At 71.3% G+C, this 12,230-nt stretch carries 14 protein-coding genes and 1 pseudogene; 10 read left to right on the plus strand and 5 right to left on the minus strand.

The genetic code is table 11. The features are described 5' to 3' along the window. Positions 1 to 25: 25 nt before the first annotated feature. From H508_RS0102310 to paaI, 4 genes are all read right to left on the minus strand, one after another. Positions 26 to 718: a transglycosylase family protein gene (locus H508_RS0102310; RefSeq protein WP_026372875.1), complete on the minus strand. Its 693-nt coding sequence runs from the start codon at positions 716 to 718 to the stop codon at positions 26 to 28. A gap of 218 nt (positions 719 to 936) precedes the next feature. After that, entirely contained in the window at positions 937 to 1,548 is a 612-nt protein-coding gene (locus tag H508_RS0102315; RefSeq protein WP_026372876.1) for a TetR/AcrR family transcriptional regulator, read from the minus strand. Between the two features lie 103 nt (positions 1,549 to 1,651). Next, a complete protein-coding gene (gene paaK, locus H508_RS0102320) occupies positions 1,652 to 2,959 on the minus strand; it encodes a phenylacetate--CoA ligase PaaK (RefSeq protein WP_245569424.1) in 1,308 nt (435 codons plus the stop codon). Between the two features lie 128 nt (positions 2,960 to 3,087). Then, positions 3,088 to 3,555, minus strand: coding sequence for a hydroxyphenylacetyl-CoA thioesterase PaaI (paaI, locus tag H508_RS0102325; RefSeq protein ID WP_026372878.1), 468 nt, complete (start codon positions 3,553 to 3,555; stop codon positions 3,088 to 3,090). A 139-nt stretch (positions 3,556 to 3,694) separates the two neighbouring features. Here paaI and paaA point away from each other — a divergent pair, with 139 nt between their 5' ends. The 10 genes and pseudogenes from paaA (at position 3,695) to H508_RS14040 (ending at position 11,236) form a co-directional block, all read left to right on the plus strand. After that, the gene (gene paaA / locus H508_RS0102330; protein WP_084154958.1) at positions 3,695 to 4,684 is read left to right on the plus strand and encodes a 1,2-phenylacetyl-CoA epoxidase subunit PaaA; all 990 of its coding nucleotides are present in this window, start codon (positions 3,695 to 3,697) and stop codon (positions 4,682 to 4,684) included. Between the two features lie 75 nt (positions 4,685 to 4,759). Further along, complete coding sequence (paaB, locus tag H508_RS0102335) at positions 4,760 to 5,065, plus strand: 1,2-phenylacetyl-CoA epoxidase subunit PaaB (protein ID WP_026372880.1); 306 nt, start codon at positions 4,760 to 4,762, stop codon at positions 5,063 to 5,065. 86 nt (positions 5,066 to 5,151) lie between these two features. Further along, positions 5,152 to 6,006, plus strand: coding sequence for a 1,2-phenylacetyl-CoA epoxidase subunit PaaC (gene paaC / locus H508_RS0102340; protein WP_425393447.1), 855 nt, complete (start codon positions 5,152 to 5,154; stop codon positions 6,004 to 6,006). A 107-nt stretch (positions 6,007 to 6,113) separates the two neighbouring features. Beyond that, complete coding sequence (gene paaD, locus H508_RS0102345; protein WP_026372882.1) at positions 6,114 to 6,590, plus strand: 1,2-phenylacetyl-CoA epoxidase subunit PaaD; 477 nt, start codon at positions 6,114 to 6,116, stop codon at positions 6,588 to 6,590. A 1-nt stretch (position 6,591) separates the two neighbouring features. After that, a complete protein-coding gene (gene paaE, locus H508_RS0102350) occupies positions 6,592 to 7,734 on the plus strand; it encodes a 1,2-phenylacetyl-CoA epoxidase subunit PaaE (RefSeq protein ID WP_051222539.1) in 1,143 nt (380 codons plus the stop codon). Between the two features lie 14 nt (positions 7,735 to 7,748). Further along, positions 7,749 to 8,522 (plus strand): enoyl-CoA hydratase/isomerase family protein, encoded by a 774-nt coding sequence (locus tag H508_RS0102355; RefSeq protein WP_026372884.1) that lies wholly within the window; start codon positions 7,749 to 7,751, stop codon positions 8,520 to 8,522. Positions 8,523 to 8,783: 261 nt separating this feature from the next. Continuing rightward, positions 8,784 to 9,188 carry a hypothetical protein gene (locus H508_RS17310; protein ID WP_169514147.1) on the plus strand — a complete coding sequence of 135 codons (405 nt, stop codon included), beginning with the start codon at positions 8,784 to 8,786 and terminating at the stop codon, positions 9,186 to 9,188. Beyond that, positions 9,182 to 9,730 carry a hypothetical protein gene (locus H508_RS0102360; RefSeq protein WP_021009516.1) on the plus strand — a complete coding sequence of 183 codons (549 nt, stop codon included), beginning with the start codon at positions 9,182 to 9,184 and terminating at the stop codon, positions 9,728 to 9,730. The genes H508_RS17310 and H508_RS0102360 overlap by 7 nt, the downstream gene beginning before the upstream one ends. A 205-nt stretch (positions 9,731 to 9,935) precedes the next feature. Further along, positions 9,936 to 10,574: pseudogene (locus H508_RS14035) on the plus strand (maleylpyruvate isomerase family mycothiol-dependent enzyme); the annotation flags it as partial. A gap of 35 nt (positions 10,575 to 10,609) precedes the next feature. After that, entirely contained in the window at positions 10,610 to 11,236 is a 627-nt protein-coding gene (locus tag H508_RS14040; protein ID WP_051222541.1) for a DUF805 domain-containing protein, read from the plus strand. Between the two features lie 33 nt (positions 11,237 to 11,269). On the opposite strand, the gene H508_RS0102375 is transcribed toward H508_RS14040, so the two are convergent. Continuing rightward, complete coding sequence (locus H508_RS0102375) at positions 11,270 to 12,226, minus strand: FAD-dependent oxidoreductase (RefSeq protein ID WP_026372885.1); 957 nt, start codon at positions 12,224 to 12,226, stop codon at positions 11,270 to 11,272. Between the last annotated feature and the right edge of the window lie 4 nt (positions 12,227 to 12,230).

Here is a 12,230-nt window from a genome sequence, read left to right on the forward strand (position 1 = left end):
TGTCGCTGCGGCGCTCGAGCCGCTGCTACTCGGCGGGCAGCACGAGCTGCTGGCCGGCCATGATGAGGTCGGGGTCCGAGAGCGTGTCCTGGTTCACGGCGAAGATGCCGAGCCAGCCGCTCTCGACGCCCTGCGCCTCGGCGATCTCGAAGAGCGTGTCGCCCGGCACGACCTCGTAGGTCTCGTCGCCCGGCTGCACGTCGGGCAGCCGCAGCGCGGCGGGCGCCGCCTGCGCGGGAGCCGGCTGCGCGGCCGACGCCTGCTGGGCGGGCGCCGGGGCGGGCGCCGCCTGGGCCTGCTGCGCGGGCTGTGCCTGCTGCGCGGGCTGCGGGGCAGCCGCGCGCGGCTCGGCCGCACCGCTCGCGCCGATGCGCGCCGAGCACGTCGGCCACGCGCCCCAGCCCTGGCCGGCGAGCGTGTTCTCGGCCACGCGGATCTGCTCCGCGCGCGATGCGTCGGCCGGGTTGCCCGTGCCGCCGTAGGCCTGCCAGGTCGAGAGCGAGAACTGCAGGCCGCCGTAGTAGCCGTTGCCCGTGTCGATCGACCAGTTGCCGCCCGACTCGCACTGCGCGAGGGCGTCCCAGGTCGAGTCGGATGCCGCGTTCGCCGCGGTCGGCACGAGGACGGCGCCCGCGACGGTCGCGATGCCGGTGGCGACGATCCCGCCGATGGCCCTCTTCGATCGGCGCGCGCGAGTGGTGGTGTGCTGCTTGGTCACGATGAACTCCGCGGTCCCGTCTCACGGCGCTCGAGGCGCGCGACCGCCCGACCGGTGCACTTGGATTCGATGGCGCGAGGGCTCTCGGGGCGGACACGACGGCTGCCCTTCGCGGTTCGAGGGACGACACTACGCGAAGATCACGGTTTGATAACGAATTCCGCTGACCGCGAACGCCAGTGCTCGAGCTCGTGTCGCGGTTCATCCAGGCGCGCTTGCTAGAGCGACGCCGGGTCGCGCAGGCCCGTCCGCACGAGCTCGAGCACCGAGTCGGCGAGCTGCTCGGGCGTGATCGGCCCGCCCGGGCGGTACCACTCGACGATCGAGTTGACCATGCCGAAGGTGAGCCGCTCCGCGATCCGCGGATCCATGTCGGCGCGCAGCGTGCCCTCGTCGCGCGAGAGCTCGAACAGCGCGCGCAGCTTGCGGTCGAACTCGCGCCGCCGGCGCATCGCCTCGAGCTCGATCGGCGTGTTGCCGCGCAGCCGCAGCAGCAGCGTCACGAACGGCATCTGCTCGCACAGCACGAGCACCGCGCCGCGCACGACGTGACGGATGCGGCTGACGACCGGCCCCGTCGTCGCCTCCGGGGAGTCGAAGACGGCCTCGAGCGCATCGAGCGCGCGGCCGAGCGCGACCTCGAGCATCTGCTCCTTCGACGCGAAGTGGTGGTAGATCGCCGACTTCGACAGCCCGAGCTTCTCGGCGATCGAGCCGAGCGAGGCGGCGTCGTAGCCGCGCTCGTTGAAGACCTCGACGACGACCTCGAGCATCGAGTCGCGGTCGTAGCCGGGGCGGCCGCGGCGGGCGGGCTCGGTGGCGGTGGTCATCTCACCAGTCTCTCAGCGCGAACCGGACAGGGTCTCGGTACGCGAGCGGGCTGCGCCCGCCCGCTACTCGACCTTGCGCGCTGCGGGCTCACGGTCGTGAGCCCTACGCGCGCAAATCGTAGACGCGCTTGTACTTGCCCTCCGAGCGCGGGAGCGAGCCGGCCGGCACGACCTCGACGCCGACCGAGGTGCCGATGTGCTCCTTCACGCGCTCGCGCAGGATCGCCGCGGCGGCCTTCGACGCCTCCGCGCCGACGTCGGGCATGCACTCGATCTTCACCGTCAGCGCATCCATGTGCCCGGCCTTCGTCAGCTCGAGGATGAAGTGCGGCGTGAGGTGCTCGATCGCGAGCACGATCTCCTCGATCTGCGTCGGGAAGAGGTTGACGCCGCGCAGGATGATCATGTCGTCGTTGCGGCCGGTGATCTTCTCGATGCGGCGCATCGTCGGCGCGGCCGAGCCGGGCAGCAGCCGCGTGAGGTCGCGCGTGCGGTAGCGGATGACCGGGAAGGCCGTCTTCGTGAGCGACGTGAAGACGAGCTCGCCCATCTCGCCGTCGGCGACCGGCTCGGCCGTCTCGGCGTCGACGATCTCGGGCAGGAAGTGGTCCTCCCAGATCGTCGGCCCGTCCTTCGTCGACGCGAACTCGCTGCCGACGCCCGGCCCCATGACCTCCGAGAGGCCGTAGATGTCGACGGCGTCGATGCCCATCCGCCGCTCGAGCTCGTGCCGCATCTCGTTCGTCCACGGCTCGGCGCCGCAGATCGCGACCTTGAGCGTCGTCTCGCGAGGGTCGAGCCCCGCCTCCTCGAACGCATCCGCGATCGTCAGCAGGTACGACGGCGTGCACATGATCGCGTCGGGCTCGAAGTCGCGGATGAGCTGCACCTGGCGCGCCGTCTGCCCGCCGGATACCGGGATGACGGTGCAGCCGAGCCGCTCGATGCCCGAGTGCGCGCCGAGCCCGCCGGTGAAGAGGCCGTAGCCGTAGGCGTTGTGCACCTTCCAGCCGGGCTGCACCCCCGCGGCGCGGAGGCTCCGCGCGACGACCTCCGCCCAGTGGTCGAGGTCCTCCTGCGTGTAGCCGACGACCGTCGGCCGGCCGGTCGTGCCGGAGGAGGCGTGGATGCGCACGACCTGCTCCATCGGCACCGCGAACATGCCGAAGGGGTAGGCCTGCCGCAGGTCCTCCTTCGTCGTGAAGGGCAGCTTCGGCAGGTCGTCGAGCGAGCGGATGTCGTCGGGGCTCACGCCGGCGGCGTCGAGCTTCGCGCGGTAGGTCGGCACGTTGTCGTACGCGTGCCGCACGGTGTGCTGCAGCCGCTCGAGCTGCAGCGCGCGCAGCTCGTCGAGCGAGAGGCGCTCGCCCGCGTCGCGGAGGTCGGCGGATGCGGTGGTCTGGTCGAGCATCGTTGCTCTCCTCTCGGTCATCGAGTAGGCCCGAAGGGCCGTATCGAGATGATCAGCTGGTCTGGTCTCGATACGCCGGCCTGCGGCCGGCTCCTCGACCACGGGATAGGTGGGGGGTGGAGGTGGGTTCAGGCAGGGCCGCCGGCGCCCGCGGGCGTCGAGGGCGCGGGGCGGGAGGTGCCGAACGAGCGGCCGCGGAACTCGGCGACGGTCTCACCGGTCTCGTCGACGATCGAGACGTCGTAGAGGCCGTTGCGCCCGGAGCGCCAGCGGCGCTCGGCGGTCGCGGTGAGCGTCTGGCCCGCGTGCGTCGCCTTCGCGAAGGTGATGTCGGCGCCGGAGGCGACCGTCACCGTCGCATCCTCGTTGCACGCGTAGGCGAACGCGGTGTCGGCGAGCGTGAAGACGAGGCCGCCGTGGGTGATGCCGAAGCCGTTCACCATCGCGTCGGTGATCTCCATCGTCAGCACCGCGCGGCCGCGCTCGAGCTCGACGATCTCGATGCCGAACGCCTCCTTGGCGCGATCGGTCTCGGCCATGATCGTGGCGAGCCACGTCTCGTCCCGCGTGATCTCGGGGTTCCGCGTCTCCAGCATGCGCGCTCCGTTGCGTCGTCCGGGCACTGTCCGGCGCACCCGTTGCAGGTCCGCCGCACCCGAGTCTATACTTACTGAACGTTCGGTCACTAATTCGGATCGAACCGGCCGGGAACGAACCGACGAGACGGAGTCGACGATGACGCTCACCGCACCCGACGCATCCGCCCTGCACCCCGACGGCGACGACGTCGCCGAGCTGCAGGCTCGCTTCGACGCGATCATCGAGGCCGACCAACGCATCGAGCCGCGCGACTGGATGCCCGAGGCGTACCGCAAGACGCTCATCCGGCAGATCTCGCAGCACGCGCACTCCGAGATCATCGGCATGCAGCCCGAGGGCAACTGGATCTCGCGCGCCCCGAGCCTCAAGCGCAAGGCGATCCTGATGGCGAAGGTGCAGGACGAGGCCGGCCACGGGCTCTACCTCTACTCCGCCGCGCAGACGCTCGGCATCAGCCGCGACGAGATGACCGAGCAGCTCATCACCTCGCGCGCCCGCTACTCCTCGATCTTCAACTACCCGACGCCGACGTGGGCCGACATGGGCGCGATCGGCTGGCTCGTCGACGGCGCCGCGATCTGCAACCAGGTGCCGCTGTGCCGCGCCTCCTACGGCCCGTACGGGCGCGCGATGGTGCGCATCTGCAAGGAGGAGTCGTTCCACCAGCGGCAGGGCTTCGAGATCCTGCTCGAGCTGAGCCAGGGCACCCCCGAGCAGCACGAGATGGCGCAGGACGCGGTCAACCGCTGGTACTGGCCGTCGCTCATGATGTTCGGCCCGCCCGACGACGAGTCGCCCAACTCGGCGCAGTCGATGGCGTGGAAGATCAAGCGCTTCTCGAACGACGAGCTGCGCCAGCGCTTCGTCGGCATGCTCGTGCCGCAGGCGGAGGTGCTCGGGCTCACGCTGCCCGACCCGAACCTGCGCTGGAACGAGGAGACCGGTCAGTGGGACATGTCGGAGATCGACTGGACCGAGTTCCACGAGGTGCTCGCGGGCCGCGGTCCGGCGAACGCGCAGCGCATCCAGCACCGCCGCGACGCGCACGAGCAGGGCGCGTGGGTGCGCGAGGCCGCCGCCGCGTATGCGGAGAAGCAGGCGGCGCGCGAGCGCCAGGCCGCCTGACCGGATTTCCGTTGGTCGAGTAGCCGGCCGCAGGCCGGCGCATCGAGACCGTCCTGACTGACAGAGGAGACGACGATGTCCACACCCGGAGACGTGGCAGGCGAGGGCTGGCCGCTGTACGAGGTGTTCGTGCGCGCCAACCGAGGCCTGAGCCACGTGCACGTCGGCTCGCTGCACGCGCCCGACGACGACATGGCGCTGCGCAACGCGCGCGACCTCTACACCCGCCGCAACGAGGGCGTCTCGGTGTGGGTCGTGCGCTCGAGCGCGATCACGACGAGCGACCCCGACATGAAGGGCGCGTTCTTCGAGAGCCCCGCCGGCAAGAACTACCGCCACGCCAAGTACTACGAGAAGAGCGCGGAGGTGCCGCACCTGTGAACGCCCAGCTGAACGACGCGGAGCTCGCCGAGTCGGCGAAGGCGACCGAGGCCGCACCGGCGACGACGAGGCGCGACGCCGCCTCGATCGCCGCGCTGCACGATGCCGAGGCCGCCGACGTGCACGTCTCGGTCGACGACGTCGACCTCGCGGCCGAGCTGACGGGGGCGGATGCGTCCACGACGGCGAGCCCGGACGTCGCGGAGTACGCGATGCGGCTCGGCGACGACGCGCTCATCCTCTCCCAGCGGCTCGGCTGGTGGATCTCGCGCGCCCCCGAGCTCGAGGAGGACATGGCCCTCGCCAACATCGCGCTCGACCTGCTCGGGCACGCGCGGAGCCTCCTGCACTACGCCGGCACCGCGACCGGTCGCTCCGAGGACGACCTCGCCTACTGGCGCGACGAGCACGAGTTCCGCTGCGCGTGGCTCTTCGAGCAGCCGAACGGCGACTTCGCGCACACGATCGCGCGCGGCCTCATCGCCGCGATCTACATGCAGGAGCTCTACACCGCGCTCTCGGCGTCGACGGATGCGTCGCTCGCGGCGATCGCGGCGAAGTCGGTCAAGGAGGTCGCCTACCACCGCGACCACGCCGTGCAGTGGACGCTGCGGCTCGCGGGCGGCACGGAGGAGTCGCGCGCGCGGATGCTCGTCGCGCTCACCGACACGTGGCCCTACATCGACGAGCTCTTCCGCGACGACGAGCTGCACGAGCGGCTCGGCGACGTCGCGCCGCTGCCCTCGAGCCTGCGCGCAGGCTTCGACGAGGTGTGGAGCGCCGTGCTCGCCGAGGCAGAGATCGCCGAGCGCGACTACGTCAACCCGAAGGTCGGGCACTCCTCGGGCGGCGGCCGCTTCGGCAACCACTCGACGCACCTCGGCCCGATCCTCGCCGAGATGCAGGTGCTCGCGCGCCGCCACCCGGGAGCGACGTGGTGACGATGGCCCCCTCCCCCGCTCGTCGAGCAGGCCCGCAGGGCCGCATCGAGACGCCTGCCGCGCCCGATCTCGATACGCCGGCCTCCGGCCGGCCACTCGATCACCGAGTGGAAGAGGCGCGCCGCGTCGCCGCGGCCGTCGTCGACCCCGAGGTGCCGGTGCTCACGATCGACGACCTCGGCGTGCTGCGCGACGTGCGGCTCGAGGGCGGCACGATCGTCGTGACCCTCACGCCCACCTACTCCGGCTGCCCCGCGATCGACCAGATGCGCGACGACGTGCTGCTCTCGCTCACCGCGGAGGGCTTCGGCGACGTGCGGGTCGACTTCACGCTCTCCCCCGCCTGGACCACCGACTGGATGAGCGAGGCCGGCAAGGCGAAGCTCGAGGAGTACGGCATCGCGCCGCCGACGCACCGCGCGGGCGAGCGCTCCGGCCCGATCCCGCTCTCGCTCGGGGTGCAGTGCCCGCGCTGCCGCAGCTTGCGCACGCGCGAGGTGTCGCGCTTCGGCTCGACCGCGTGCAAGAGCCACTTCGAGTGCCTCGCGTGCCTCGAGCCCTTCGACCACTTCAAGGTGCACTGACGTGGCGGCGATCAACCTGGGCTCGACGGGGCTGGGCTCGTCGACCTCGCGCAAGCGCGCCCGCTTCCACGAGCTCGAGGTCGCCGAGGTGCGACCGCTCACGGCCGACTCGGTCGAGGTGACGTTCGCGGTGCCCGACGCGCTGCACGACGACTTCGGCTACGTCGCCGGCCAGCACCTCGCGCTGCGCAAGACGATCGACGGGCAGGAGCTGCGGCGCTCGTACTCGATCTGCCGCCCGCCGACCCCCGGCTCGATCGCGGTCGCGATCAAGCGCGACCTGGGCGGCCGCTTCTCGACGTGGGCCAACAGCGAGCTGCGCCCGGGCGATCGCGTCGACGTCATGGTGCCGCAGGGCACGTTCACCTCGGCGCTCGAGCGCGTCGACGGCGCGCACGTCGTCGGCATCGCGGCCGGCTCGGGCATCACGCCGATGATGGCGCTCGCGCACGAGGTGCTCGGGCGCTCGGAGACGTCGACGTTCTCGCTCGTGTTCTCCAACCGGTCGACGCTCGACGTGATGTTCATCGAGGAGCTCGCCGACCTCAAGGATCGCTACCCCGCTCGGCTCGCACTGCACCACGTGCTCTCGCGCGAGCAGCGCGCCGCGCCGCTCATGTCGGGCCGCATCGATCAGGAGCGGCTCGAGCGCATCCTGACCGACCTCATCCGACCCGAGAGCGTCGACGAGTGGTTCCTGTGCGGGCCGTTCGAGCTCGTGCAGCTGTGCCGCGACGTGCTCGAGGCGAAGGGGGTCGATGCGGCGCACGTGCGCTTCGAGCTGTTCACGACCGGTCGCCCGGACGACGCCGGCGGCGACCGCGGCCGGCCCGTGCAGGTCGAGGCAGGCGAGCAGACGTGGACGCTCGACTTCACGCTCGACGGGCAGTCGACGCAAGTCGAGAGCCCGATCGCGGCGCGCGAGTCGATCCTCAACGCGGCGCTGCGCGTGCGACCCGACGTGCCGTTCGCGTGCGCGGGCGGCGTGTGCGGCACGTGCCGAGCGAAGGTCGTCTCGGGCAGCGTGCACATGACCGAGAACTACGCGCTCGAACCGGACGAGCTCGAGCGCGGCTACGTGCTCACGTGCCAGTCGCACCCGCAGCCCGACACCGCGCGCGTCGTGGTCGACTACGACGTGTGACCGGGAGGACCCCCATGATCGAGCTGCAGATCACCGACGACATCGCCGAGGTCGTGCTGAACGCGCCCGCGAAGCGCAACGCCCTCGACCCATCCGCGCTCTCGGAGCTCTCGGACGCGTACGCCGAGGCCGAGCGCGCGGGCGTGCGAGCGCTCGTCCTCCGCGGCGAGGGGAAGGTCTTCTGCGCCGGCCGCGACATCTCGGGCGTCGACCCGCGCACCGACGACGTCGACGGGTTCCTGCACCAGCAGGTGCAGCCGCTGCTGCAGCGGATGTCGGCGTTCCCCGCGCCCACGTTCGCGGCCGCGCACGGCGCCGCGCTCGGCGTCGGCCTCGGCCTCCTCGTCGCGACCGACGTCGTCTACCTCGCCGAGTCGACGAAGATCGGCAGCCCTTTCGCGGCGCTCGGCGCGACGCTCGACTCCGGCGGCCACGCGCTGCTCTTCGAGCGGCTCGGCGCGCACCGCACGCTCGACCTCATCTACTCCGGCCGGCTCATGACCGGCGCCGAGGCGGTCGCCGCGGGTCTCTTCTCGCAGGTCTTCCCCGACGACGCCGTGCTCGAGGCGACGCGCGCGGCGGCCGCGCACGCGGCACAGGGCCCGACGCTCGCCTACATCGCCTCGAAGGAGCTCATCCGGGGTCTGCGCGACGAGCGGCTGGGCCTGTGGCAATCGATGGGCGGCGAGAGCGCGGCGCAAGCGGCGCTCGCGCAGACCGCCGACTACCGCGAGGGCTTCGCGGCGTTCCAGCAGAAGCGCACGCCGACGTTCACCGGCCGCGACTGAGGCGCAGACCGGCCGAACGTTCCGTTGCCTCCGGTACGATTCGGGTTTAGGCTCACCACACCGAGCAAAGGGGCTATTGTGCGTCGTCGTCGTGTTGTAAGCGTCTTCGCGGGCTCTGCAGTGTTGCTTTTGCTTCTCACCGGAGGCGCCCTCGCGCCTACTGCCGATCCAGCCGGTGTTGCGGATGTTGGTACTCGTTCGACTACAACACCGATGGTTGTTCGTGGCTTCGACCGGGAGGTCGCCGCGGATCATGGCTTCGTGATACGCGAGGAGAATGGCACGCTCGTTTCTGCTCGCTCAAGCACGGATTCTGCCGCAGGCGCCGACGCGACCTCGTCGATGGCCCTGAATTCGTTTTGCGGCACGGCCTCTCTGGTGATCGCGCGGAATACTGGAAGCAAGATACGCATCACCACGGGATACGGCGTTTACGCAACCTCCGTGTATCACCGCTGGAATGTCGCGGGAGCAAGCAGCACCGGCACTTTCACCGAGCCCTTCAGCGGACTCAACGCTTCGACGACATGGACTGCAACCCACTACTACCAGTTCACTTACGGGGCCGCGCATGGCTTCGGCGAAGTCGCAACAAACTCGTACGTTCAACTGTGGAATGGCGCTCAGTGCTACATCTATGATCCACCTCCATACGACACATGGTGACCAAGATTGCAGTCGGTCCGCGCGGGAGCGGTGAGCCGCTAACAGTGGACGAGCGCTGTCCTGACGTCATCGTGCTGTTCTACGTGCGGCACGCGTGGGGCCTCGGAGACCGCCAAGTACCGATGGCGGACCCGGCGCCAGATACGACAAGGGTTCGCGCGCTGACCCCCGAGAACTCCTCGCTATGGGACGAGCGCTGGTGGAGCGTCTGGAAGTCCTTCCATCGATACGGTGCCATGCGCGACCGGTTCGGCAGCACATGGCAGGACCGCTTCGGCAGCGCCGGGATCGACATCGATGCGGTGCACCGCTGGAGAGACGCCCTGACGACGTGGCCGCCTCCGCCGTTGCGGCGGGCGCCGGAGTGGCTGGCGAGAGAGGCGGTACGGGCGGCACAGGCTCGGGGACTGACGCGCATCCTCATCGTGCCTTCATCTCAGCCCTGGTTCGAAACGCGCGATCACGGGGTACTGCTCGTCAGCCGCACACTGCGCACCGAACCGAGCGCCTTCCAAGAAGCGATCGACGCGTTCGGCCGATGAGCTCGCGTCTAGCGCCGCTCTCGAACGCCGCGTCCGCCTCGACGCTTTCACCAGCATTGGCTCGTCTCCACCGTTCGAACCTGGACCGCGTCGGCAGCCGAACGGCGTGTGCACTGTCGCGTAGCGTGCGGCCATGGACCACTTGAGCGCCCTCGCCGACCTGCAGGAGCAGTTCCTCGAGACGGCGTAGCGCGCGGATCCCGCGACGCCCCTGCCCTGGCTCGGGCGGTGGAAGGTCGAGCAGCTCGTCGTGCACCTCGCGCGCATCCACCACTGGGCCGCGGGTCAGGCGCGGCGCGAGCAGGAGACGCCGCTCGGCCGCGGGCCGTTCGACCTGCCGGCGCTGTACGCCGAGTGCGCCGCCGAGCTGCGCGAGACGCTCGCGGCGCTCGACCCCGACGCGCCCTCGTGGGCGCTCCTCGACGACGGCGTTCCTCGCGCCGAGCGCACCGGCACCGTGCGGTTCTGGCACCGCCGGCAGGCGCACGAGACGCTCGTGCACCTCTGGGACCTGCGCGCCGCGATCGGCGAGGATGTCGCGGCGCCGCCGGAGCGCTGGCTCGACTGCCTGCACGAGGTCGTGACCGTCATGCATCCCCGGCAAGTGCGCCTCGAGCGCGTCGCGCCGCCCTCGGCTGCCATCGCCTTCCAGCCGGAAGGCGCGGGAGCATCCCTCGCGCTCGCGGGAGCGCCCGAGGGCGCCGAGGCGGTCACGATCGCCGGGTCGTCGAAGTCGCTCGCGCTGCTCGCGTGGGGCCGCCTCCCGCTCGACGCACCGGGCGTCGGCGTGCGCGGCGACCGCTCGCTCGCCGCGGCCGTGCTCGAGCAAGGGCTCACGCCGTAGGCGCGACGGCAGCCCTCGTGCGCCATGATGGCTGCGTGACGAGCACCACCACGAGCACCGCGGGCCTCCCGCCGGTCGGCCAGCCGCTGCACGGCGCCTCCTTCGGCCAGGCGATCAAGCGCTTCTTCCAGGGCTACGTGCAGTTCTCGGGCCGTGCGAGCCGCAGCGAGTTCTGGTGGGCGATGCTGTTCACGGGCCTCGTCTCGCTCGTCGCGCAGATCCCCTTCTGGATCGCGTACGTGCAGCTCATCGTGCGCACGATCGAGCTGCAGGAGCGCGGCGTGACCGCGAGCGCGGACCAGGTCGCGGGACCGCTCGGCGCGATGCTCGGCTGGCTCGCCCTCCTGCTCGTCGTCGGGCTCGCGCTGCTGCTGCCGACCTACGCGGCCATGTGGCGGCGGCTGCAGGACGCGAACTTCCACGGCGCGTTCGCGCTGCTGAGCATCGTCGGCTTCGGCATCGTGCCGCTCATCATGTGCATCCTCCCCTCCAACCCGGCGGGCGTGCAGTACGACCCTGCCTACCGGGCGATGTACGGGCAGGGCTACGCCCAGCCCTGGCAGCCCGGGCAGCAGCTGTACGGACAGGAGCCGTACGGACAGGAGCCGTACGGACATCAGCAGCCGGGCCGGGGCTACGGCCCGCCGCCGGCGCAGGGATAGCGCAGACCGCCGCAGCCCTGAGCCGGACTGCGCTCACGCGAGCAGCGCAGCGACGCGCTCGGCGGTGCCCCACGAGAGCGTCATGCCCGAGCCGCCATGGCCGTAGGCCGCGATGGTGCGCAGCGCGCGGCCGGGCACCTCCTCGACCCGGAGCCGCTCCCGGCCCGGCCTCAGGCCGACGCCGCGCGACACGATCCGCTGCCCCGCGACGGCGGGCACGAGCCGCGCGCAGCGCTCGAGGATCGCCGCTTCCGTCGCGGGGTCGGGCTCGAGCGACGTCGCACCGAGCTCGTGCGTGCCGCCGAGCACGAGGCAGTCGCGGCGCGGCAGCACGTACGTGAGGCCCGCGGGGTCCTCGTCGTCGATCACGAACTCGGTCACCCCGGGGTTCTCGACCCGCACGACCTGCCCGCGGATCGGCACGACGCTCGCATCGTCGCCGAGCAGCGAGCCCGACCGCACCCCCGCGGCGACGACGGCGACGTCGAAGGCGCGCGCGAGCGCATCCACGTCGTCGATCGCGCATCGCTCGAACCGCACGCCGAGCCCGACGCAGCGCTCGCGCAGCCACGGCAGGTAGAGCGACATCGTCGCGAGCGGCACGGTGGTGCGGAGGCCCGTCGCGCCCTCGGGCAGCCGGAGCCCGGAGAGCCCGGATGCGTCGACCTCCGTCGCGTCGACCCACGCGGTCCACGATCGGTCGGGCTCCGGCGAGCGCTCGACGATGACGCCGGAGCGGAGGTCGATGCCCGCCTCGGGCTGCTCGGCGGCGATGCCGCGGAAGCGCTCGAGCGTCGCGGCGAGCATCGCGTCGACCGCGGCGGAGCGCTCAGCCGCGTAGGGGAACCAGACGGCGCCGGCGACCGCCGAGGTCGTCTCGAGCGGGTCGGCATCGGCGAGCACCGTGACGTCGCGTCCCACGGCCGCGAGCTCGTGAGCGATCGAGAGGCCGATGACGCCCGCGCCGATGACCGCGACGCGATCGCTCATGCTG

The sequence above is a fragment of the Agrococcus lahaulensis DSM 17612 genome (assembly GCF_000425105.1).
Lineage (GTDB): Bacteria > Actinomycetota > Actinomycetes > Actinomycetales > Microbacteriaceae > Agrococcus > Agrococcus lahaulensis.